Origin of the sequence: Pseudoalteromonas sp. T1lg10, from assembly GCF_002964545.1 — a bacterium.
In the GTDB taxonomy this organism is placed as follows: Bacteria; Pseudomonadota; Gammaproteobacteria; order Enterobacterales; family Alteromonadaceae; genus Pseudoalteromonas.
Genome location: NZ_PQBV01000001.1, coordinates 143,730 through 166,075 on the forward strand (window position 1 = coordinate 143,730; position 22,346 = coordinate 166,075).

Annotated in this window: 23 protein-coding genes; 8 read left to right on the forward strand and 15 right to left on the reverse strand. The window is 48.8% G+C overall.

Translation table 11 applies throughout. The features are described from left to right. Nucleotides 1-64 precede the first annotated feature (64 nt). The 8 genes from C2M17_RS00630 to C2M17_RS15895 all read left to right on the forward strand — a co-directional run bounded on the left by C2M17_RS00630 (nucleotide 65) and on the right by C2M17_RS15895 (nucleotide 8,116). Nucleotides 65-1,834, forward strand: coding sequence for a M14 family metallopeptidase (locus tag C2M17_RS00630; protein WP_105198953.1), 1,770 nt, complete (start codon nucleotides 65-67; stop codon nucleotides 1,832-1,834). 7 nt (nucleotides 1,835-1,841) lie between these two features. Continuing rightward, entirely contained in the window at nucleotides 1,842-2,483 is a 642-nt protein-coding gene (locus tag C2M17_RS00635; RefSeq protein WP_105199100.1) for an MBL fold metallo-hydrolase, read from the forward strand. A 102-nt stretch (nucleotides 2,484-2,585) separates the two neighbouring features. Then, entirely contained in the window at nucleotides 2,586-3,044 is a 459-nt protein-coding gene (locus C2M17_RS00640; RefSeq protein WP_105198954.1) for an Lrp/AsnC family transcriptional regulator, read from the forward strand. A 125-nt stretch (nucleotides 3,045-3,169) separates the two neighbouring features. Further along, complete coding sequence (locus C2M17_RS00645; RefSeq protein WP_105198955.1) at nucleotides 3,170-4,726, forward strand: SulP family inorganic anion transporter; 1,557 nt, start codon at nucleotides 3,170-3,172, stop codon at nucleotides 4,724-4,726. Nucleotides 4,727-4,851: 125 nt separating this feature from the next. Beyond that, nucleotides 4,852-5,577 carry an SIMPL domain-containing protein gene (locus C2M17_RS00650; protein WP_158677959.1) on the forward strand — a complete coding sequence of 242 codons (726 nt, stop codon included), beginning with the start codon at nucleotides 4,852-4,854 and terminating at the stop codon, nucleotides 5,575-5,577. A 141-nt stretch (nucleotides 5,578-5,718) separates the two neighbouring features. Next, nucleotides 5,719-6,111 (forward strand): MAPEG family protein, encoded by a 393-nt coding sequence (locus tag C2M17_RS00655; protein WP_105198957.1) that lies wholly within the window; start codon nucleotides 5,719-5,721, stop codon nucleotides 6,109-6,111. A 102-nt stretch (nucleotides 6,112-6,213) separates the two neighbouring features. Beyond that, nucleotides 6,214-7,506, forward strand: a complete 1,293-nt coding sequence (locus C2M17_RS00660) for a cation:proton antiporter domain-containing protein (RefSeq protein WP_199775980.1) — start codon at nucleotides 6,214-6,216, stop codon at nucleotides 7,504-7,506. Beyond that, complete coding sequence (locus C2M17_RS15895) at nucleotides 7,499-8,116, forward strand: NAD-binding protein (RefSeq protein WP_199775981.1); 618 nt, start codon at nucleotides 7,499-7,501, stop codon at nucleotides 8,114-8,116. Before C2M17_RS00660 ends, C2M17_RS15895 begins: the two co-directional genes overlap by 8 nt. A 259-nt stretch (nucleotides 8,117-8,375) precedes the next feature. On the opposite strand, the gene C2M17_RS00665 is transcribed toward C2M17_RS15895, so the two are convergent. From C2M17_RS00665 to C2M17_RS00725, 15 genes are all read right to left on the reverse strand, one after another. After that, entirely contained in the window at nucleotides 8,376-8,768 is a 393-nt protein-coding gene (locus tag C2M17_RS00665) for a hypothetical protein (protein WP_105198958.1), read from the reverse strand. Between the two features lie 8 nt (nucleotides 8,769-8,776). Beyond that, nucleotides 8,777-13,777: a phage tail protein gene (locus tag C2M17_RS00670; RefSeq protein WP_105198959.1), complete on the reverse strand. Its 5,001-nt coding sequence runs from the start codon at nucleotides 13,775-13,777 to the stop codon at nucleotides 8,777-8,779. Then, nucleotides 13,770-14,192: a DUF6950 family protein gene (locus C2M17_RS00675; RefSeq protein ID WP_233997888.1), complete on the reverse strand. Its 423-nt coding sequence runs from the start codon at nucleotides 14,190-14,192 to the stop codon at nucleotides 13,770-13,772. Before C2M17_RS00675 ends, C2M17_RS00670 begins: the two co-directional genes overlap by 8 nt. Continuing rightward, nucleotides 14,164-14,772: a hypothetical protein gene (locus C2M17_RS00680; protein ID WP_105198960.1), complete on the reverse strand. Its 609-nt coding sequence runs from the start codon at nucleotides 14,770-14,772 to the stop codon at nucleotides 14,164-14,166. The genes C2M17_RS00675 and C2M17_RS00680 overlap by 29 nt, the downstream gene beginning before the upstream one ends. Further along, entirely contained in the window at nucleotides 14,772-15,380 is a 609-nt protein-coding gene (locus C2M17_RS00685; RefSeq protein ID WP_233997889.1) for a hypothetical protein, read from the reverse strand. Before C2M17_RS00685 ends, C2M17_RS00680 begins: the two co-directional genes overlap by 1 nt. Before the next feature lie 76 nt (nucleotides 15,381-15,456). Next, entirely contained in the window at nucleotides 15,457-16,317 is an 861-nt protein-coding gene (locus C2M17_RS00690; RefSeq protein ID WP_105198961.1) for a hypothetical protein, read from the reverse strand. 54 nt (nucleotides 16,318-16,371) lie between these two features. Further along, a complete protein-coding gene (locus C2M17_RS00695) occupies nucleotides 16,372-19,233 on the reverse strand; it encodes a tape measure protein (RefSeq protein WP_105198962.1) in 2,862 nt (953 codons plus the stop codon). Then, nucleotides 19,193-19,534, reverse strand: a complete 342-nt coding sequence (locus C2M17_RS00700) for a DUF1799 domain-containing protein (protein ID WP_105198963.1) — start codon at nucleotides 19,532-19,534, stop codon at nucleotides 19,193-19,195. Before C2M17_RS00700 ends, C2M17_RS00695 begins: the two co-directional genes overlap by 41 nt. Before the next feature lie 20 nt (nucleotides 19,535-19,554). Then, nucleotides 19,555-19,878: a hypothetical protein gene (locus C2M17_RS00705; protein ID WP_105198964.1), complete on the reverse strand. Its 324-nt coding sequence runs from the start codon at nucleotides 19,876-19,878 to the stop codon at nucleotides 19,555-19,557. Next, a complete protein-coding gene (locus C2M17_RS15975; protein WP_233997890.1) occupies nucleotides 19,878-20,027 on the reverse strand; it encodes a hypothetical protein in 150 nt (49 codons plus the stop codon). Before C2M17_RS15975 ends, C2M17_RS00705 begins: the two co-directional genes overlap by 1 nt. Continuing rightward, nucleotides 20,012-20,776 carry a hypothetical protein gene (locus C2M17_RS00710; protein WP_233997891.1) on the reverse strand — a complete coding sequence of 255 codons (765 nt, stop codon included), beginning with the start codon at nucleotides 20,774-20,776 and terminating at the stop codon, nucleotides 20,012-20,014. The genes C2M17_RS15975 and C2M17_RS00710 overlap by 16 nt, the downstream gene beginning before the upstream one ends. Then, the gene (locus C2M17_RS15815; RefSeq protein ID WP_158683951.1) at nucleotides 20,769-20,942 is read right to left on the reverse strand and encodes a hypothetical protein; all 174 of its coding nucleotides are present in this window, start codon (nucleotides 20,940-20,942) and stop codon (nucleotides 20,769-20,771) included. Before C2M17_RS15815 ends, C2M17_RS00710 begins: the two co-directional genes overlap by 8 nt. Beyond that, nucleotides 20,939-21,379, reverse strand: a complete 441-nt coding sequence (locus C2M17_RS00715; RefSeq protein ID WP_105198965.1) for a phage tail terminator protein — start codon at nucleotides 21,377-21,379, stop codon at nucleotides 20,939-20,941. Before C2M17_RS00715 ends, C2M17_RS15815 begins: the two co-directional genes overlap by 4 nt. 12 nt (nucleotides 21,380-21,391) lie before the next feature. After that, nucleotides 21,392-21,835, reverse strand: coding sequence for a phage virion morphogenesis protein (locus C2M17_RS00720; protein ID WP_105198966.1), 444 nt, complete (start codon nucleotides 21,833-21,835; stop codon nucleotides 21,392-21,394). Continuing rightward, a complete protein-coding gene (locus C2M17_RS00725; RefSeq protein WP_105198967.1) occupies nucleotides 21,835-22,302 on the reverse strand; it encodes a phage protein Gp36 family protein in 468 nt (155 codons plus the stop codon). The genes C2M17_RS00720 and C2M17_RS00725 overlap by 1 nt, the downstream gene beginning before the upstream one ends. Between the last annotated feature and the right edge of the window lie 44 nt (nucleotides 22,303-22,346).

Below are 22,346 nucleotides of genomic sequence, written 5' to 3' on the forward strand. Positions count from 1 at the left end.
CTCGCCAGTGTTTGTTTAACCTTGTTATACTCAAACCCACTTATAAGAATAACAAGAGCTTATTATGCTAACCTCTTTATTGCTTAGTGCCGCCCTGAGCCAAGATGCGCATCTGCCGCCATTGATCCCCTGGCAAGGAAAGAGTGAAACCCTGATGCAAACCCAGGGCCCCTTACTAACCGACTTTGAACGCTCAGATGGTGTCGACTCACCAAATTATAAAGACACCATGGCGTATTTAGATCAGCTGACAAAGGCAAATAGCGCTCAGTTTCATACTGTGAGCATAGGTAAAAGCGATGCCGGACGTGATATTCGCATGCTCATTGCCACTGAGCATGGGTTGACCTCCGCCGAGCAGCTTGTAGCTGACAGCAAACCCACCTTGCTGATTCAAGCGGGCATACACAGTGGCGAGATAGACGGCAAAGACGCCGGCTTTATGCTGCTTCGCGATATTGCCAATGGCAAACGTCCCGATATATTAAAACAGGTTAATCTGCTGTTTATCCCCATTCTCAATGTCGATGGTCATGAGCGCCGCAGCGCCTTTAATCGCATTAACCAAAGAGGCCCACGCATTATGGGCTTTCGTACCAATGGCCAAAACCTTAATTTAAACCGCGACTACACCAAGTTAGACACCCCGGGTGTTCGCGCCATCGCCCATGTCGTTAATGCCTATCAGCCGGATTTATACATAGATGTGCATGTGACCGACGGCGCCGACTATCAATACGATATCACCTATGGCTATAACCCAAGCTTTGCAAGTAGCACGCCCAAGGTAACACAGGCTTTGGACAGGTGGGTGGCGCCCATTATCAATGCCAGGCTCGAACAACAGGGGCATATGCCCGGTCCTTTGGTGTTTGTGATGGATAAAATGGAATTTTCAAAGGGTCTGGCCGGTTGGGTGGCTGGGCCTAGATACTCTAACGGCTGGGGAGAGTTGCGTCACCTGCCCACCATATTGGTTGAGAACCATTCATTAAAGCCCTATAGACAAAGGGTGCTTGGCACCTATGTGCTCTTAGACGGCGCAATTGAAGCCTTAGCAAAGCATGGTAAGCAACTTAATCAGGCGGTTACTGCTTCAATTAAGGATAACTACAAAGAGCTGGTCGTTGAGCGCGCTTATGCCAGCGACCCAGACTATATTAGTTTTAAGGGCATAGCCTACGAGCGCTATCACAGCAAAACCACCCAAGCCCATGAGGTTCGCTACCTAGGCAAGGCGCACTATTATCCGAGTTTGCCTATTTACTGGCAAAAAGAAGTTAAAACCAAGGTGGCTGTCCCCAAGGCCTTTTATATTCCTCGCCAATATGGGCAAGTTTTAGATGTGCTGAACATTCAAGGGGTGAAAACAGAAGCCATATCAACACCCGTAACACTTACCCTGCACCAAGGGCGCATAGGCAGCCATGAGTTTGCCAAGGCGCCATTTGAAGGGCGCTTTAGAGTGACGCCGACAATGGAATATACAGAGGTGAATGTCATGGTCGATGAGCATTGGTTAAAAGTAGATACAGATCAAACGCTTGGCTTGCTCGCCACGCATCTATTGCACCCGCAAGCGCCAGACTCTTTGTTACAGTGGGGCTTTTTCCATAGCCTGTTTCAGCGCACCGAGTATGTTGAGAACTATGCCTTGGCTCCCTATGCAGAGCAGATGTTGTTAAACAATGAGGACATCAAGGAAAGCTATGAGCAAAAGCTAAAAGACTCGAGCTTTGCCGAGGATGCTAAAGCACGCCGCGCTTGGCTTTATGCGCAAAGCCCGTATTATGATCAGCAATATTTGAATTACCCCATATTGATGCAGTACTAATATGACCATAAAGATACTTACTGTGCCGGTGACACCATTTCAGCAAAATTGCCGTATTTTGGTGTGTACCAGCAGCAACAAGGCGGCTATTGTCGACCCAGGTGGTGACGCACAAAAAATAGTTGCCACCTTGAATGAGCACGAACTTGTGCCCGAGGCCATTTGGCTAACTCATGGTCACCTGGACCATGTAGGAGCAGCCGATGAGCTGGCTAAGACTTACAACCTTGATATTATCGGCCCGCATATAGAAGAAAAGTTTTGGTTCGATGCACTGCCACAGCAGGCGCAGATGTTTGGCTTTGCACCTCGTCCGGCATTTTGGCCGACGAAATGGTTAAGTCATGGCGACACCTTGACCTTAGGCGAGCTCAGTTTTGAGGTACGCCATTGCCCAGGACACACACCCGGCCATGTTATTTTTGTTGAACAAACGCAAAAACAGGTGCTGGTAGGGGATGTGATCTTTAAAGGTTCGATAGGGCGCACCGACTTTCCTAGGGGCGATGCTCCGACCTTGATAGCTTCTATCAAAAGTCAGGTCTTGTCTTTGGACGATGATTTTGTCATCTTAAGCGGTCACGGTGAAAATACCACCGTGGGTCACGAACGTGCCACTAACCCTTTTATCAGTGGTCGTTTTGGCTAAGCTGATGGCTTTACTAACTCGGAGTTCGGGTTAAAAAAGCAGGACGATCCCGGATGGATTGTGTATAATTTTACCTAATTAACGAAAGAATAAGAAAAATCAATGTCATTAAATCAAGTTGATCGCCAGATACTGGCACTGCTGCAGCAAGATGCCAGCCTCTCTACCGCGGAAATAGCCGATCAGGTCGGCCTTTCGCAATCGCCTTGTTGGCGCCGAATTGCCCGTTTAGAGCAAGAAGGCTATATCAAGGGCAAAGTAGCTTTACTCGATGAGAAGAAGCTCGGCTTCGATATGCTGGTGTATGCCCATGTTCGTTTATCCAATCACGGCCGCGATCAACTGGCGCAATTTGAAGAATTGATCATGAGCTATGACGAGGTGACCGAGTGTTACACCATGGCTGGCACCATGGACTTTATGCTGCGCATCATCTCTAAGGGTATTGAAGGTTATGAGCTATTTGTTCGCGATAATTTGCTCAATCTGCCTTATGTGCAAGAGGTACACTCCAACGTCACCATGACCTGCGTAAAACGCTCTACCTCTTTACCCTTATAAATGTATTTTATAGGCGGCCAAAACGGTCGCCTAACTCTTTGCTGAATTGTTAATTTCTCTGCTTTTTGCTAGAATCTGCACCCCTTTCGCAGCTTGTTTCTAATCGCACCGCAAACGAGGAATGAATGTTTAACTTACTCAGCAAAGCACCTAGCTCTGCTAAAAACGATATCCTATCGGGATTAACCGTTGCCTTGGCATTGGTACCCGAAGCCGTGGCCTTTGCCTTTGTAGCTCAGGTTGACCCCCTTGTCGGCTTGTATGCCGCCTTTATTGTAGGTCTTATCACCTCACTGATCGGTGGCCGTCCGGGTATGATCTCCGGCGCAACCGGCGCCTTGGCCGTGGTTATGACCTCTTTGGTTATCACCCATGGTGTCGAATACCTGTTTGCGACCGTGCTCTTGATGGGTATATTGCAGATACTGGCGGGCGTGTTTAAGCTCGGCAAATTTATTCGTATGGTGCCGCACCCGGTCATGCTCGGCTTTGTAAACGGCTTGGCGATCGTCATTTTTCTTGCCCAACTGGGGCAGTTTAAGGTGTTGGGCGACGATGGCCAAATGAACTGGATGCAAGGCGAACTGCTTTATACCATGCTAGGCCTGGTTGCCTTAACTATGGCCATTATTCATTTCCTCCCTAAGTTGACAACGGCTATTCCATCGAGCCTGGCCGCTATTTTAGTGGTAACCGGCCTGGTGCTGGGTTTAGACCTTGAAGCGCGTACCGTTATCGACTTTGTAAAAGATATGACGGGTGATAGCGCTGCAACCATAGCCGGCGGTTTCCCTGAGTTCCATATTCCTCAAGTACCATTTAACCTTGAAACCCTGAAAATCATCCTGCCTTACGCGGTGATCTTAGCGGCCATAGGTTTGATTGAATCACTGCTGACCTTGACCCTGATCGATGAAATTACCGATACCCGTGGTCAAAGTAATAAAGAATGTGTAGGCCAGGGCGCGGCAAACGTAACCTGTGGTTTCTTCGGTGCCATGGGCGGCTGTGCCATGATAGGTCAGTCGATGATCAATATTAATTCCGGAGGTCGCAGCCGTTTATCCGGTATTACCGCGGCATTATTGCTATTGGTATTTATCCTATTTGCCGCCAGCTACATTGAAATGATCCCGCTTGCCGCGCTGGTTGGCGTTATGTTTATGGTGGTTATCGGCACCTTTGAATGGTCAAGTTTCCGTATTATGCGCAAGGTCCCTAAATCCGATGCCTTCGTTATCTTCTTAGTAAGTGCGGTAACGGTAGCGACGGATCTGGCCATTGCCGTGTGCGTAGGTATTATTGTATCGGCCCTGGTATTTGCCTGGCAACATGCGAAACATATCTACACCGAGAGCTATATCGATGAGCAGGGCTCTAAGGTCTATGAGCTACATGGCCCCTTGTTCTTCGGATCGGCGAAGAACTTCTTAGAGCTATTTGATATTAAAAACGACCCTAAAGACGTTATTGTAGAGTTTAAACACAGTCGCGTTGCGGATCACAGTGCCATCGAAGCCATAGACACCTTGGCGGAGAAATACACTAAGGCAGGTAAAACCTTGCACCTGCGCCATGTCAGCGCCGACTGTAAAGAGCTCTTACACAAAGCCCGTGATCTTGTGGAAATCAATGTAATTGAAGACCCTAAATACCGTGTTGCTTCGGATGAGCTGGGTTAATACCAATTCACAAACCCAATTGAACCCATAATTTTAGGCCAGCATTTCGCTGGCCTTTTTTATTCAGTTGCAATTAACTAGTCTATACATAGACTTATGTTAATTCTTCAATAATGGGTACGACTATGAAACAACTACTTTCGGTGTTACTGACTTCCTCTTTGGCCCTTGGTGGAGCCTTCGCTGTACAGGCGCAAACCATTCCCGACGAGCCCCATTTACAGGTTCGCGGCGTGGGTGAAGTGTGGGCCACGCCAGATAAGGTAACCATTAATCTGAGCGTTAATGAGCAAAGCATGGATGTGCTGGAGGCCAAAAGTGCCGCCGACAGAAAGCTGGCAAACATGATCATGGCGTTAAAAGAGCTGGGTATTGAAAGTAAGGATATTCATGCCAGCCAATTGGGCATTCACAGCAAAACCCGCTATAACCGCGATACACAAACCAATGAGTTCGATGGCTATGAAGTCAGCCGTAATGTCAGTGTTATTCTGCGCCAAATTGATAACTATGCATCGGTTTTGCAGTTGTTGGTACAGCAAGGAGCCAACCAGGTAGGGCAGTCGCATTTTGGTTTGAGTAATTACGACGAACTGTATAACCAAGCGCAACAGCAAGCCTTTAGTGATGCCAAGCAAAAAGCAAAAACCTATGCCGATGGCTTTGATACTAAGGTGGGCAAAGTTTACAGCATTAACGTAATGAGCCATGACAGACCGATTCCATATCCGCGCGCGGAAATGAAAATGATGGTCAGTGCAGATGCCGCGCCCGGTGTCGAGCAAGCGTACAATGTTGGCGAAATTAAGGTCAGTGCCTCGGTTAACGCGGTATTTTTACTCGATAATTAAACTCGGTAATAAAAATCCGTGCGTGACTGTGTAACCTAGTCAAAGCCGAAGGTAAAATCCCAAAGAGTTTTCCTTCGGCGCTTTTCTTTTAAATCAATTACCTGTAACTTCTAGCCTGATAATGTACTCAGGAGAGAAGACGTGATTGTTTCCATCTATGCCGCCATTTTAGCGCTGGTCTATTTGCAACTTAGCCTTTACGTAGTCAAAGAGCGCCGACGTAGCCACCGCTCTATCGGTATCGGCGACAGCATGGCACTGCAGAGGGCAGTACGCGCTCACGGTAACTTTATCGAGTATGTACCGCTGGCGTTGCTTCTATTATTTTTCAATGAATATCAGGGTCTTGCAAGCCATTATAGCCACTTGCTAGGGGCAACCTTGGTGTTTGCACGTCTAATCCATGCCAGCAACATTTCCCAGTTAGATGAAAACATAAAGGTGAGGGTAGTGAGCATGGTGTTAACCTTCTCAGTGATAATGATCTCTGCGGTGTCCTTGGTGCTCGATGCCACCTTGGGGATTTATCTTTAAATCCTGCCTACCTTAACTCGGCAAAATCAAAGCCTTAGTATAAATAGTCGTCTAAACTTGCCCTTAAGCGTGATTCTAAATTGCTAGCTCAAGGGCAAATTGATGACAGACATTCTTATTGTTGCCTGTATTTTTCTGATCTCCGCCATAGTGGCCGTTCCCATTGCCACGCGCTTTGGTTTAGGCTCCGTACTTGGCTATCTGATGGCCGGTATTATCATTGCACCCTTATTAACATTACTTAAAATAGACCTGGTATCAATTCAGCATGTCGCCGAGTTCGGTGTGGTGATGATGCTTTTTCTGGTGGGCTTGGAGCTGGAGCCAAAAAAACTCTGGTCTATGCGCGCTCAGTTAATAGGCTTAGGTGGAGGGCAAGTATTGCTTACGGCTCTGGCTATTATGGGAGTCGCTGTGCTTTTAGGATATTCATGGCAACTGGGCCTGAGTATCGGACTTATTCTCACCTTGTCATCCACCGCCATAGTCTTGCAGAGTTTGACCGAACGCTCAGAGCTTGATACAGAGGGCGGTAAGGCAACATTTTCCGTATTGCTCACTCAGGATATCGCCGTTATTCCAATCTTGGCCGTGTTGCCCTTACTGGCCATGGGCGATGCAAGTAGCGCCGAGATCGCTGGCACACATGCTACGTCCCAAATAAACATACTAAGTGGATTAAATGGCTGGCAAAGCGCATTAATAGTACTGGCGGTGATCTTAAGTGTGGTGGTAGGGGGCGCGTATCTGACTGGGCCCATCTTTAAATTTGTCGCCCAGGCAAGATTAAGGGAATTATTTACCGCAACGGCCTTATTCCTGGTGATAGGCATAGCCTTAATGATGACATTAGTTGGGTTATCGCCGGCTTTAGGTACCTTTATCGCCGGGGTAGTTCTTGCGAATTCTCCATACAAACATGAGCTTGAAAGTAATATCGAACCATTTAAAGGGCTCTTGTTGGGCGTTTTCTTTATTACCGTTGGTGCCGGGATTAATTTCACTCTATTGGCTGCGCAGTTTGGCTGGATATTCTTTACTACCTTAGCCCTGATACTGGTAAAAATTGCCGTGTTACTGGTATTAGGACGCGTGCTTGGCATTAAAGGCGCAGCCCTTTGGTTACTTGCACTTGGGCTTGCCCAAGCCGGTGAATTCGGCTTTGTTTTACTGTCATTCTCAGTGACCAATCAGGTGATGGAGCAGGCCATGGCAGACCGTTTATTACTGGTGGTTACTCTGTCTATGCTGATATCGCCTTTACTTTTTATTCTATATCAAAAGGTTATAGCGCCGAGATATGTGGTTGAAGGAAAAAGCCGCGAAGAAGAGTTTCCACAAAACAGCCATATTATTATCGCCGGTTCGGGACGAGTCGGCGGGTTTAGTGGATAGGATATTAAAAATAGGTGGGTATCGTGCCACGGTAATTGACCATAATTATCAACATTTGGAAGCCATGGCGAGTATCGGAGTGCATTATTTCTATGGGGATGCGACACGACCTGATCTATTAAATAGTGCCGGAATAGATAAAGCAAAATTATTGGTGATAGCCCTGGACGATAAAGAGCAAATCACCACCTTAACTCAGTACGTTTTACAGAATTATCCCCATGTCCATGTGTTAGCACGAGCCATAGACAGGCATCATGTTTATCAGCTATGGGCACTGGGTTGCCGTGACATTATCCGAGAAACCTACGACAGCTCACTGCGTATAGGGCGCGCTGCCTATGAAGCGCTAGGAATTAACAGCGAACAGGCAGCAGATATCATTTCCAAGTTCGATACCTATGATAAGAAAATGATGCGGGTCACCGCAGAGGCCTTTGATGCCAGTTTGCCATTTCAGGATAATGATGAGTACGTGAAGTTAGTGAAAGACTATATGCAGCAATACGCGCCAGAATTAAAAGAGTCGGTTGCAAGCATCATCAATACCGAGAAACAATCCGGTACCAGCGACAAAGATACTTACGCTGACTCAACAGACAAGCACTGAAACTCGACAAAAAATACCTTGGTTAATCAAGAACAGGTAAAAAGGGCTGCGCAAACACATTACTCATTAAGAGGATAACTCTGTTTTTAATTATTGTAAGCCGCCGCGAAATTTTGGACTTTCCGACGCTGATTATTGGAATAGTCCAATTATGTTAAATTGGTCTTGTTTAGGGGTTGTTTGAATACAGTTTAAAGAGCATTTAAAGAGTGTTTGTGTGTAGGGGAGGATAAGCGGCCATTTGAGCCGCTTTACATCTTTAAATGGATAGGAAAGTAGCTAGCGTACTTTTCTTGCGTACCACTTTGGGGATCATCTCGGCACTTACATCAGCAATCCAAGTATAAACATCCTCAGTTCCATTGCTCACAGCTTCAATATTTAGCGAGTGCACTTCGCACACTTTAACTTCACGATCTGAAACTAACACAGCGCTTGCGGTTTCGTCGTTGTTAATTAGCTGGACATTAAATTTACCGTCCAGTGTTTCAATGGTGCCGTTGCCGTCGGCATCTTGAAAGCTCTTGCCAACGCTAACAAGCACTAGGTGTTGATGCTCTGCATCGGTTACGATGAAGGCTCGCTCTGTAAGTTCATCTGTACGTTGCGGGGTAAATAGCAAGCTCTCTAGGTCTGCTGGTTGAATATTCATAAATGCCTCTAAGGTTTCATCATGCCGTTGTGGGTCACAATTCTGTTGTTCTTATCCAGGCCGGATGCAAATGACCCATCGCCAACCGAAATGTGGTAAACAAAATCTTCTTTAATTATTTCAGCGCGGACGACAGACTCCCAGTGAAGTATGGGACCATCGCCCTTTAAAGTGGCTACTTTGTCTCTGAATGGGCGTATATCACTCGCTTTGATTGTAGTGTGGTCCTTTAGCTCGATAGGTGTTTGAGCCGATACTCGCACTATGGCGCCACTTGTAGTCTCAATTTCAACGATCACGCGTACGTCATTGCTGCGACGTATCTGCAATATCGGACTTTTTATAGCTAGTTCTCCGCGCCACCAGGTATCGAGCATATCACCGCTTTTGGCATACTCTGCTTTTAGCTCGCTGGTTAGCCACATATCAGCAGTAACACACAGTTCTGGCGGCGGCTGAGTGTTGCCTCCGCCGTCAGCAGGTGTGGTTATTGTTGACACAAATATACGGTGGTTGCCGGCGGCCACAGTTTGAATATTAGTCGTCGCGTGGTAAGTGACTGCGCCACCTGAATACGTTGGGTCATCGTAATACACGTAATATTTGGTGCTAAAAGCTAACCCTGTTATTGAACCAGCGTTAAGAGACAGGGAGCCAAACCCATATTGTCTTGAATGACTAGCAATGGTGATTTTTGCGCTAGAACCATTATCACTTGCTGACAACGGGTTAACATTTAGTGCTGTACCGGCCCCAGCAGCAACAACGTTTGGTAAATATTGTTGGTCAGGTACACGATACATTCTATAGCCGCTGTAATATGCTTGGCCGGTTGTGGCGTAGTTAAAGAGCAAGCGACATCTTACAAAACAAACCTCGTTGCCATCAGAACCGTTATAGGGAGCATGTGAGGTAGGTAGTGCATGTGAAAATGTATATTTAGTCCAGTTGGTTGACAGTAGCGTATTAGTAAGTCCGCCATAAATCGTGCCATCATTACCAGCTATTGGCTTTTTATTCCTGTCATACCGCTCAAAACCCATATAGGCTCTAACCGAAGAGCCTGTCTGCTTGGCCCACATTTCACAATGAATAGTTTCACCTTTTCGGATAGGGATAAAATCTGAAAAGACGTTTTTTGACTCTGTTACTGAGTAACCCACAGGCGATGGAGCCCCTGCAGGCATTACATCAGGGGCGATAGCATTAATATCGAATAAAATATGATCCGAGCTTTTTAAGTCGGTCCATTCTTTAGATGCTGCAATCGCTGTTTGCTCTGCCGCATCTGCTTTTGCCTGCGCATCGGCTATGGCTCTTTGCTCTTCTTCCGTAACTATACCATCTGCGTAGGCTTTCGCTGTCGTTTCAGCCAAATTAGCTTTAGCTTGTGCTGCGGCGTCAGCAGCGGCAACAGCAGCATCTGCTTTTGCCTGAGCGCCTAAGACTGTCTCATTTGCGGGGTCAATGGGTTCAATCGCCAACCAGTCAATTACCATGCAATTATTAACATCTTGTGATGGGCTGGATGCGCCAATCCCCCAACCAAAATAAACGCTATCATTAGTGTTCCACTCAGCTTTAAATGAGCAGACTTCTATTATCTGATATTCACTTGTTAACTTATTAACTATCTCTTTTTGACCGCCATCAATTGCGACATGTTTTTGCTGTGTATTGTTATAGAGAAACATTGGCATTGAATTTAATGCACCGACCTCTCTGGCCCGGCAAAAAATACGATATTGCTTGCCTTTCTTTAAACCGCCAATAGTAGGGTAACCGTCTGATGTGGAGAGATAAGCGGCTGCCGTCCAGCCACTCCAAATTGCTCTTGCCAATTCATTTGTAGCCTCGCTGTCCGCAATAATTTCGCTATGCGCTGATTGTACTGCTGCATACTTGCTAGTACCGTAAGTGATTACACCACCCTCGACAGTGTCACTGTTTACCAGGTCAATTTGACCACCGCCAGCGCCAATTAAATTACCGCGAGGATCTAAATACACACTTGAATTGGCTATGAGAGGTGAATCGTAATCAGTGGTATCACTTACTAGCACCCAATCACTACTAACATATGAGCCTGTTACCCGGTCTTCTGTACTTCGTTTAATGCCAGCTCCAGTGTCCCATAAGTCTCCAACATCGTAAGGTGGTGCTGGCTGAGCGACGAACACGCGACGTTTGCTGTCGGCGGTGTCTTGCGCTTTAGCTGCATCGGCTAAGGCTTTGGTAACATCACTGTCGCTGACTTTGTTCCATGAGTAAACTGTGGCATTAATCATAAACCGGTAGGCATAGCCCGTTACGTTGTCATAGTACAGGTCGCCTAGGTGAGTGTTTTTGTCCTCGTTGGTTGTCCAATTTAACGCAGGTTCATTAATCAGAGTCGGCTCACCGTTATAAAACCAAGTGGTAATCGCCTTATCTATTTGCGCCTGCAGTACCGCTTTTTCTTGTGCATATAGGTCTTCGGTGACAAAGCCGGTTATTGCTGCGTTACTAATGCGAGGGTCTGTATGGTCGATGCTATCGGCGTCTAATACTTCGTCAAACATACAATAGTCAACCTCTGCAATGCCGTTTCCCGATGCATGGTTAACAATAAACATAGGTCGCACATATACCGTATTGGCACGAAATTGATTATCTAATAAGCCGACCCCTGTGATCACAGCATCAAACATCTGCCAGCCATCTGCAACGGCAATGGAGTGGCCTTTTACTGCAAAATAACGATGCGTACCGGCACCACCCGTTAGATTGTTAAAGTCTTTATCGAGAGTGGCTACCCCTGCATAGGCGTTAGCACCGCCGCTAGTGGGATCTTGGGTTTGGCGAACCTTAAAGCGCATCCGATATGTTTTATTGACGTCGACCGGTATGGCTTGACGCCAATAAAGAGTGGCTTGGCCACTTATTTGAGCTGAATTACCGCCATATGACCCCGATTGGACGATAGATAAATTGGGGTTGTTGACGCCTGAAATTGCTTCGCCAACATAATCTTCTGACCACTTACTCAACCCCTCACTAAAGGTAGGATCACCGAAACGCGAATACATAGGAGAGGGGACAGAAACAGCAAAGTTTAGGGTCGCTACTTCACTAACATATTTTGCGGTTAAGGCGCTTAGCTTAGCTACATAAGAGCCAATTTCTAAGTTAAACAACTCCAGCGTGAATTCGGCGGTGTCGACGCTCTTTATCAGCTCTGTGCCAGCGTAGATTTCAATGCGATGCTTAATTACCTTTAAGTTCTGTGGGTTATCCCATACCAGCCTGCCTTGTAAGGTGTCATGGTTTTTGTATTGCGTATAACTCAAACCAGTTGGGCGCGCAGGGGCTGCAACAATATAGGCAAAGGTTATAGTGTCGCTCTTTTGACCAAACAGGTTTACAGCTGTAAGTTTGGCAGAAAAGCTACCTTCACCGAGATCAGGCAGCAATGCCTGGCTATCAATGACAGATGTTTTGTGCTTTAGACTCCCAGCTTGATAAATCTCTAATTCAAACTTATCGACTGCTGCAATGGCCGGGTGCGACCAAATTAGATAGGCTTTTTCATCGTCAGAAACGTCTACCCGGACATCAAAAACAGGTTTAGGTTTACCCAATCGATACGAGCTGTTGGGGGTTAAGTCTTGCGCGCCTGGTACCAGGTTATCGGCCCAAAGGGTCGGACCGTCCTCGATACACATCAAGGTTACACCGCCATCTAAACGAAAGCGGCGTTCCACCACGCGGTAGATTTTATTACTCAATGCCTCTTTAGGCAGGTTGACATAGATAGTGCGGCCAACTGCAGCGGCTAGGCCTTTGTGTTTTAGTGGCAGCTCTATACCGCCCAGGCGCGACTGTTCAAGGTGAATAGCGCTTAAGCGCTGTGCTGTTGTGCTCGAACGTACAAAGGGCAGGGAAATAGACTTTTCCAAGCGCTGACCGTCTTTTTCCATATAGCCGGCCGCTTCAACCGGCGGCGCGTCGGTACGTTCGTAGTTCTGGTCTGGGTCACTAAAGGTCGCCCGGACAATATTGGCTCTATCACGCAGATCAGCATGCCATTTAATTTTGATATTGCCATGCACATCATCCTCACTCACGGTATAGGTTGGCGTGCCGTACCAGGCACCCACGCGCACATACCACTGGCCCATCTGGCGGAATATCTTTCCTGCAAAGCTGCGCTCAAGCTGGCTCAATATGTCTAAGGGGTTATTGGTGAACTGGAAAGAGCCATTTACCGTGTAGCGCTTTTCTGTGGTCACCGTACCACCGGGCTCGGTGTACTGGGCATCTTCGTCACACACGTTAATGCCGGCTATCCACCAGGTAAGCGGCAGGCGCTCAAAGGGCACCTCATGCGCACCATAAAAACGCACATAGTGCAGGGCACATAGCACCGCGTTCTGGCTCCATTGCCAGGTGTTTTGGTCGTCCGGGTCTTGGGCTGGATCACGCGGGTCCCATACTCGCACACCGCGAATCAAAAACTCACAATCGCTGATCCCGTCTGGGAACACTTCACGGTTGTTTTCAAACTCAAGAAAGATATGCGCCTGGCCATGACCGATATGCGCATTCGTCCAGCCGGCCATTTTGCTAACCGCTTTGGCGCTGGCGGTAGTATGGCGGCCATCTTTGAGCTCATAGTCGTAACTACCAGCGGGGTAATCAGTTATTGGCTTATCGGCAATATAGATTTCTTCCAGCGCATCGATGGGCGCGCCATTAATAAGCACAATCAGCTGCATGTACTTTTTATCGCCGCGTTCAACCTCCGCCTGGTGGGCAATAACCCCACCAACACGGTCGCGGCCAAAGGTTACCCGGCGGGGCTGGTCAATGCCTTTTTGCAGCCCTTTACCCAAGGTCGCCAGGTCTTCTTCTGGCAGCTCAGGGGTGAGCGAGTCCCACAAGGCGCCAATGGTTTTATTGTATACACTGCGCCCAATGCCAAACAGGTCACCACCGGTATCTACTACTATGTCGGTTGCTTTAGACACTGCGCGCCTCCAACGGGAAAACCTCGGCAACGCGATCCATTGGCAGACTCACCAAGCCTTCTTCACATACGCAGTAAACAGATCCCACACCAATAATGCCACCGATCAGCTCGCCGTTATCTTCTACCAAAGCCAGGTCGCCCCGGCGCGCATAATGTACCGGCACAGGCGTATTTAAACGGTCTTTAAACACGCTTCGAACATCTTTAAACCCAAGTTTAAGAATGTGTTTAAATGCACCTGATTGGGTCGAGTAAGCATCCCTACAGCCAAAGGCTGGGTCGTGGCCGGTGGCACATTCAACCCAATCGGCCACAAATAAGCAGCAGTCGTTAACGCCCCATTCGAAGGGCATCTTAGTACGTGCCGCTATAAAATCGTGGAACTTAACGTTGATATTGGTAATTTCTGCCATTACTGCCTCCTCTGCCACCACCAACATAGTTGCCAGGTTGGGTGTCATTGATATTTTGCGTTGACGATGCCTGCTCGCTAAAAAATTCATCGTCCGGGTAAAGTGCTTTTTGGGTAGCGTTATTCCAACGTTGATTGAGTCGCGCCTGCTTCCAGCGCTCGGCCTCACCAGCTACAGAGAGTTGAATTTGCGATACATCGCCGCGCTCCACTTCGCAAGAAACGATATAGCCGCTTTCCAGCAACTGGCTTTGGCTTACGCGGTAATGCTGATCAACGGTTACCAAGTAGATCTCACACACTACGCCAACGGGGTCATTTTCGGCCACCTCGGCCATGAGCGCGGCGTCGGTGGTGTGCAGGGTTAAGCGAATGCGGTTACTGTTATTGTTGTCGCTGGCGGGTATTTCACTTACGTTACCGAGCATGCCCAGGCCATACCAGGTCCAGCCCATAAAGCGGCGTTCACCAACCCCCGTGTGCAACAGCACATCGCCGCTTTTAAACATCAGGCGCACAAAGTAGCGGGCTCGCCCCTCGGTCGCTAATTCGCTCAATAGACCAGCGCTTAATGACTCCATTAAAACGCCTCCCGGGCACGTAATTTTAAGCTGGTAACAATGCCGCGTTTAAACTGGGCGGTATCGATACCTTGCTTGTTATCGGCCAGGCGAAATACGCCCGCAGGCTGTTTAAATATGACTTGGGTGTTATGCGCAGGGATTTTGCGCATGGGTGGCTCAAACACAACGGTCGCGGCTCCGGTGCCGTCGGTGACTAAATCCTGAGTGAGAATTTTAAGCTCGGCATTTTCGCCGGTATTAACCTGGATACGCTCACCGGTGAGGGCGACTGTGGTCGACGCGGGCAGGCCAGCAATGTTTAAAATATTGCCGTCCTGGTCGGCTCCGCTAACAAAGGTGGTAAAGTCCTTATCCAGCTGTTCGCGGCGGTAATCAAACATCAGGAACTTGCCTACCTGGCCACGCAGACTGGCTAAAAAGCCCTCCAGCTGCAACGCATCTTGTTCGCGCACGTTGGCCAGTTCAATATCAAACTCCCAATAGGCACCTTCATGGTCGTAAACCTCGGTGGCATTGTTGGCTTTATTGACATGGGTTTGGCTGTTGGGCACCAGCTTAAAGGTGCAAGATTTAGGGCGTTTAGGTAAGGGGAGATGCTGCAGCATGATGACCAGTTATCTAATGGAATACACTGGCATCAAGTATAAAAAAACGGCCCTAAGTGGGCCGCTGGAAAGGGGTTTACATAGTCCCTTTGAAATAGCTATCTAATAAGCTATCGGTAAATAGTGAGGACGTCAACTTTGGGTTCGCAGTATAACATTCATAAATTAGCATAAATTCATTTCTATCAACTTTAAGTTGAGCCAACTCATATCCTTCTGCTTTATCTTTCTCCATTGAGCGAATCTTAAAATCCAGAATTATGATAATAAAAACAACGAGATCCACCTCTAATTTTGCGGCAATGTTTTGACGAAGCATTTTTATATGAATATTGTTTTTTGATTTATTTAGATACATAGCCAAGTGTTTAGAACACAGTATGAAGTTAGAAACGTTCTCATCTTGGCCAGACAATAAAGTGATAAGGGAATATGCTGGCTTATCAGGAACTAAGAAATCTTGGGCTTTCTCAAAAACGTAATCTTGGTAATTATGTCCTTCATCTTTAATTCTTGAATGATAACTCATATAAAACTGAGTTTTCAGCAAAGTATTAACCGACTCTGACAATGCTTGGTTGTACATTTGGTATTCACTGTCTGCTAACTGTAGCGCAAACGATTTTTTAGTATCCCGCCACGTTAAATACAGCAGTATCATAGTTACAAATAGCAAAATAGGGGAAAAGAGGTTGTTGAAGTAAGTGGCTGTATTAACCCAGTTTTCGATGGGTGCATCAAGATCATAAGAAAAGCGACTAAAAAACTCCTCAATAAACAGCAAGCAAATTATAGCGACACTCCAAATCGCAAAACCAACCCTATGCCTAGAGACCCAGCGTGACATTACTAAAAATTGCTTTCTGAACACCCAGTAAAGCAACCCACTCGCGGCTGCCATAAGTAAAACGATTGGTTTAAACAAGTAATCGAGCATAACAACTCCCTTTGTTAAAACTCGATTGTAAGCACGAACAACTTTGCAGTGCAACTAAGCTGCACTACGTATCGCCCTGATTAGCGGGCCGTTTTCACTCACGCTTTGCACCAGGTGCGCTTCAATCTGACGTCCAATATCACCGCCAATGCGGTTGGCTTGCTGCTCTGACGCACCGCCTTCAACCATGATCTGATTGACGATATCAAAGGTAATACTGCCGCCGGCTTGGCTACCGGCATTGTAATGCCGTGCCATGGCACTGATTTCGGTGTTCTGTTTGGGGCTCAGTACGCGCTCACCGCGCTGCAATAGGTAGGTTGATTCATTGGGCACATAATCCAAACCACCGTGGGCAATACCCGCCGGCTGCTGCGCCTTGATTTGCCTAACCTGCTGCATACCCATTAGCACCGCTGCAGCGGCAGCTGCACCGCCAAGCACCGGGCCAACAACGGGTATCGAGGCCAGCGAGTTAAACGCGCCTGTGGCCGACTGGTAGGTATTGATAATCGCCTGGCTAATGGCAAAGGCCTTATACGCCTTAAAGGCCTTTTTACTCTGTGCGCCCATGGTTTTAAACATGGCCGCACCATAACCGACTATGGAGCTGGCTTTTTCAGCCTGGGTCTGCTTCTCAAAGTTAGCAAACGCCATAATATGCGATTGCATAGCGCCCATGTGCTGGGTACCGATTTGCACCAAGCGCTCCTGGTGCGCCGCTTCGTCCGCTTCGCGCTGGCTATGGTAGCCTTGGGCGGCTAGCAGCTCTTGCTGGCGCTCCATTTCACGAATTTGATTATCCGTGTTGTACTCGAGTTCGCCTTTTTCATCATTGGCATCTAAACCGAGCTGTTCACGGCGCTTGGCATCGATACGCGCTTGCTGGCGCGCTTGTTCTACGGCCATTTCATTGTTGTAGGCTGCCAGCGCTTCGCGGCCAGCAAAGCCCTTAACCACGGCAATACGGTTTTCTAACTCGCGGCGCAGGGCATTGCGGCGCGCTTCTTCGGCCTGGTTCTGAATGCGGGTTTTATCCGCCTCGCGTTTGGCGGTCAGGGCTTTAACGTCTTCGCCGTACTTGGTATCGAGGTTCTTTAAAATGGCATCGTATTTGGCCTTGTTGGCCACATCGTTGTCACGCGCCTTGATCACCATGTCACGGCGTTTCTCATAGCTCGCTTTTAAACGCGCTTCTTCGCCCAGCAGGCTCAGCTCCAGGCGCTTAATGTTCTCTGGTAACTCGGCCCCGGCTGCTGGGGCAGTGTCGGGCTCGTTCTTAATGTTTAGCACCGCCTGCAAGGCAACAATTTCATTTTTGAGCTTAGTAACCTGTGCTTCAGCGGCTTCTACATCTGCAAACTTGCCTTTTAAGAATGGGTTGTTAAAACGCTGTCTGGCTTCATCAGCCAACTGAATGGCCCCTTTAATACGCTCCTGGGCCATTAGTAACAAGCCTTCGGCCTGTATACTGGTAAGGTTGGCGTAGGGGTTAAGGTCTTTGGTTGCTTCTTTGAGTTGATTCACCGAGTCGGTGGCATCGTCGCTTTGCGAGGCAAAATAGGCAATCGCAAGACCAGCTGTTACCGCGATACCCACAGGGCCACCCAGCAGACCCATGGTCATACCCAGGGTACGGCTGGCTAAAGACGCTCGCGTTGCCGCAGCTGAATAGGTATTAGTGGCAGCGGTTAAGGCAGCTTCGGTGGCTATAGCGCGTTGATTGGCGGCAGCCAAACGCGCAATTGCAGCGGTGCGCATATCTGTGGTTCGGGCCACTTTAAGCGTATGGGCAGCATAGGCTTGCTGTTGGGTTGCGCGCTGATGCTCAAGGGCTGCACTGGCCATGCTCTGTTTTGCCAGGGCGGCATCGGCAACCAGGGCGCGGTTCTTGGCAACCACATTGGCGATAAAACCCTGGGCGCTACGAGTAAGGCCTGCAGCCAAGTGGCCACCAAGTACAGCGGCCAACGCTGCAGCAGAGGTGGCTAGGCCATCAACCACACCTTCGTTTTCACGCAGATACTGCATCACCTCGGTGGTGGCATCGATAACGCCTGTCACCGCAAAGTTAACCGGCTCTTCATACTGGCGTACAAGTCGCTGGTACTCGTTGCTCATCTCGGCGAAGCTGGCCTTAATTTTACCTTCGGTGGCTTCGGCAGCGCCGGCATATTCGTTCAGGGCTTTAACCAGGTATTGCTTAAACATCTGGCTGGTAACTTGGCCATCGTTAACCATTTGTCTAAAGCCGCCGGCAGCCATACCCGCCGCTTGGTCCAGCTTTTGTAAAAGTCCGGGCAGCGGCTCAGTCACCTGGTTAAGTTCTTCGGCACGCAGTACGCCAGCGGTCATACCCTGGGTCATACCGAATAGGCTTTGCTCTAATTGAACATTGCTGGCACCGGTTTTAGCGGCGGCGTTGGCCATGCCTTCTAAAATAGCGCGGCCTTCTTCTTGAGTAACTACGCCTACCTGCTGCAGGTTGAGGATCTTGCTGTAAGAGTCGGCCAGGGTAGTGTAATTGGTGTTGAGGCGATCAGAGCTTGAAAACAGGTACTCTTGCACCTCGGCGTATTCTTTCGACGAGCCGGTAAGGCCTTTTAAACGCTGATCCAACATTTGTGCTGCAGAGGTGTCGCGCACGTACATGGTAGCGGTGCCAATACCCACCAAGGTGGTAATGGCTGCGCCAACCTGGTTGTAGGAACGTTCGAGCAAGCCCAGCTGGCGCGACATAGCGCCTTGTTGAGCCATCAACTGCGCCTGGCTGGTACCGAGCGATTGATTTGCAGCAACCTGACGGCTAATGGCCTGGGGAATGCGGTTTAGCTCGGCAACGTTCTGCCGAGCACCGGCGCTAACAGCCCTGCCGTCATACCGTAAGCGTAACGCCAAATTCAGATTGTTGCTCATCGGGCCGCCTTATGTGTCCTATTATTGTTCTTTCTAAGGTTTGTACCCTGGCGAAATCGTCCGGGCTTAACTCTATGCCGGCATAACGCCAGGCTATATCGGCGCAGTTATAATCCAGCGCCAGTTCAACGCCTTGATGGTCTAGCTTCCACTGGGTTCCGGCGGTGGTGATGGCCGTCACGGCCTGCCAGTTATCGCTTAAAACCCACAGGGTTGGCTGTTCAACCGGCTTTTCCTTGGGGGCGCCGAAGTGGGCAAGGTCATCGTCTAGGGTTTTACTTTGGGTTGCCAGGTCGCCCACGAACCACCTGGCAACGTCGGTTAGTTTTTTTCCTGTACGCGGTAGTTAGCGTTAATACATTCCACTGACAAACGCCCAGTAACAGCAGGAACCGACAACAGCTGCTCCAGCACTTCGTCACTAAAGGGGACGTCTTTACCTTCGTCCTGGAAGTCTTCCCAGCCAGCGAGCAGTTCTTTGACTATCTCTTTATCTTGCTGAGCGCCAGAGGTGATTTTCTCTAGCTCTTCATTGGTCTTCACCCGCACATGCAAGGTCATGGCGATGGTTTCACCGGCAAAGGTAAAGTTGACTGGCGCGGCTATAGTGGCTTTCTTAAGCCGGTCTAAAAGTTTCAATTTCATTATTCAAATACCCAGGTTAATTCGTCATAACCGGCACCGCTTGGTACCAACTTGCCATCGAGCTCGTAGCCCGTCAGTTCAGACTCCAAGCTGGCATACTTGGGCTGCGGCATTTGGAAGCGACCCAGCAAGGTCACTTTTTTGCCCACGGCCGTGCCATGGCTAAACTCGTAATCCACCACGGCGCCACCTGATTGAACGGGTCGAAGTTGGCCAGGGTGTCGGCTGTCAGCGTCATGCTGGTTGTGCTTTCGTGGCCGGTGATCATGATTTCTTCATGGTTAATCGCACGGTCGAATACCACGTTGTTGCCTTGGTCCACGGTCAACTTATGCAAGGTGCGCTGCACGCTATCGAGCAAGAAGTCAGAACTATTGGCCACGCCCAATACCTCGGGGCGCTTCCAGCGGTCCCAGTCCACCGCCGGCGGCGCGGCACTTTGAATGGGTTTGCTAAACAGGCCTTTAAATTGCCAGTTCAGTTTGGGAATACCTTTTTCCAGGCTCAGACTTACATTACCCAGCATTTCATCGATCGCATGGGTGTTTTGGCCAAAGCGCACCAGACACTTGGCCTTAGTGGCCGTGCCCTTGGTGTAGGTAACCGAGGCCACATCAGCTACTTGCACCATGCCACAGGCTAGCAGCAGCGGCGCAATGGCCGGCGCATCACCAGGTGTACCGCTTACCGCCAACGGCGTTTTAAAGTTCAGGGTGACATGCTCGCCGTAGAACTCTTCCAAGCTGGCACCACTGTGCGGGGTTTCCAGCTCGTCTTTCTCGCTTTCGCTCTCGATATTAAATTCCACATCGGTGGCATAAATCGCATGCAGGCCGGTTAAGGTCGTACCCAGCGCATCGGCCAGGATCAGTTTGTCTTTAAAGCGCCAACTACTCATTGCTATCTCCTTCGGTAGATGCCTTTACCGGCTGCAGCCCTTTGTCTGTCACCTTGAAACTGCCGCTTAGCTCATTGCGCTTGCCGGTGCCATGCAGTTTGGCATGGACGTTCTGGGCAATTTGCTTTGCCTTAGAAGGCGCGGCTTTCTTTGCTTGTGTCGTCATGTGATCACCTTGGTTTTTACGGTTAACGTGCCTTTTACGCTGAATTGGCACTGGTAAATTAAGTTATTGGTTTCGCGGTTAAGCTCGACAATACGTGAACGGTTTAGCTTGATGGGCTCCCAGGGCAGGAAGGCCACACCGGCCAAGGTAGCTTTAACCTGGTTGCGCAGTTCTTTTATTTGCTGATCCGTTGTCGCGTTGGCCGCCAGACAGGGGATCACTATCATCACCGCAAAAATGTCATTCACCCGATACTCGTCTTCGCCGGTGATGGCGGTGGTTTCCTCGTTGTTGTCATCGATGCCAATCACATACAGACAAGGCGACTGCACCGGGGTTTTGCGCGCCTGATTAAAGTCGGATGCAAACCCCACTCGGGCAAAATTCGCCTCTTTAAGCAGGGTTTCAACGCGCTTTAAATCAAAGTTAAACTCCATTAGAACCCCCCTTTAAACCAACCAGTCGCTGATAATGTCGTTAATTTCTTTGGCCTGTACTGCCTCGATACCAATTATCGGCCGCGCGGGTAAGTTAACCGCATGGTTACGCCCAGTGCGGCCGCCATAATGATGAATGGCCGCATAGTCTTCACCCAATCCATGTTCAAGCTCACCGTTTTCTACGTTATGGGTCACTGAGTCAGCAAGATCCCTGGAATCTGTCAGGGTTAACCCCGGTTTTTCAGGGTTTCGCCCTTTCCCAGTTCTAGCCGCTTCTGACTGTTCCCATCGGCTCCCATCTGGGGCCTGCTCCTTGGTAAAGCGCAATACTGTGTCTTTATCTAGCCATGCGCCGATCTCATCCAATACATCGTCTGGCCGGTCAACAAAATAAATAATTTTCTGTAAGCGACTTATGGCATCGCCGCTGAAATCTACAAATACGCTGGCCACTAATAGCCGCCCCAGTTAAAAGAGGTGCCCGCCGCCTTAGTGCGCATCCCAGTTCTGGCAGCGGCGGGCGCATCTTCCTTAATTTGGATCAAGCCTTTACTAACTTTCTCTAACAATGCCATGGCACTGGTTTTACGCGCTTTGATATTGTCATCGCCAGGATTCACTGCCAGCTCAAAATAGAGCAGGTCACAGGCAATGCCCGGAAGCACAGAATTGTCGATTTGCTCCTGGCTGATATCTGCGTTGGGTAAAAAGCCGCTCACGATTGCAGTGACATTTTTCTCGGCACTTTGGTACCAGGCGAGGATCTGCTGCTGCAACTCAGTAGCCGGCACACCAAGCAGGGCAGTGGTCACATCATCCGATGTGGGGTAACTGCCAGCCTCGGCGAACTTGCCACTGGCGAATTGCAACAGCACATTCACGCCAATTTTGTCGATAACGTATTGAGTGGTAACAAACATCAAAACCTCTGTTTATAGACTCGGTTAGTAAAAAAGGCGCTTGA

Coding starts and splice junctions, on each gene's coding strand:
- C2M17_RS00685 (WP_233997889.1), bottom strand. CDS start 15,380: ATGCTGCAGCATCTCCCCTTACCTAAACGCCCTAAATCTTGCACCTTT.
- C2M17_RS00705 (WP_105198964.1), bottom strand. CDS start 19,878: ATGAAATTGAAACTTTTAGACCGGCTTAAGAAAGCCACTATAGCCGCG.
- C2M17_RS00715 (WP_105198965.1), bottom strand. CDS start 21,379: ATGGAGTTTAACTTTGATTTAAAGCGCGTTGAAACCCTGCTTAAAGAG.
- C2M17_RS00650 (WP_158677959.1), top strand. CDS start 4,852: ATGAAACAACTACTTTCGGTGTTACTGACTTCCTCTTTGGCCCTTGGT.
- C2M17_RS00665 (WP_105198958.1), bottom strand. CDS start 8,768: ATGAATATTCAACCAGCAGACCTAGAGAGCTTGCTATTTACCCCGCAA.
- C2M17_RS00680 (WP_105198960.1), bottom strand. CDS start 14,772: ATGGAGTCATTAAGCGCTGGTCTATTGAGCGAATTAGCGACCGAGGGG.
- C2M17_RS00690 (WP_105198961.1), bottom strand. CDS start 16,317: ATGCTCGATTACTTGTTTAAACCAATCGTTTTACTTATGGCAGCCGCG.
- C2M17_RS00645 (WP_105198955.1), top strand. CDS start 3,170: ATGTTTAACTTACTCAGCAAAGCACCTAGCTCTGCTAAAAACGATATC.
- C2M17_RS00725 (WP_105198967.1), bottom strand. CDS start 22,302: ATGTTTGTTACCACTCAATACGTTATCGACAAAATTGGCGTGAATGTG.
- C2M17_RS00695 (WP_105198962.1), bottom strand. CDS start 19,233: ATGAGCAACAATCTGAATTTGGCGTTACGCTTACGGTATGACGGCAGG.
- C2M17_RS00640 (WP_105198954.1), top strand. CDS start 2,586: ATGTCATTAAATCAAGTTGATCGCCAGATACTGGCACTGCTGCAGCAA.
- C2M17_RS00660 (WP_199775980.1), top strand. CDS start 6,214: ATGACAGACATTCTTATTGTTGCCTGTATTTTTCTGATCTCCGCCATA.
- C2M17_RS00710 (WP_233997891.1), bottom strand. CDS start 20,776: ATGAGTAGTTGGCGCTTTAAAGACAAACTGATCCTGGCCGATGCGCTG.
- C2M17_RS15815 (WP_158683951.1), bottom strand. CDS start 20,942: ATGACGACACAAGCAAAGAAAGCCGCGCCTTCTAAGGCAAAGCAAATT.
- C2M17_RS00675 (WP_233997888.1), bottom strand. CDS start 14,192: ATGGCAGAAATTACCAATATCAACGTTAAGTTCCACGATTTTATAGCG.
- C2M17_RS00630 (WP_105198953.1), top strand. CDS start 65: ATGCTAACCTCTTTATTGCTTAGTGCCGCCCTGAGCCAAGATGCGCAT.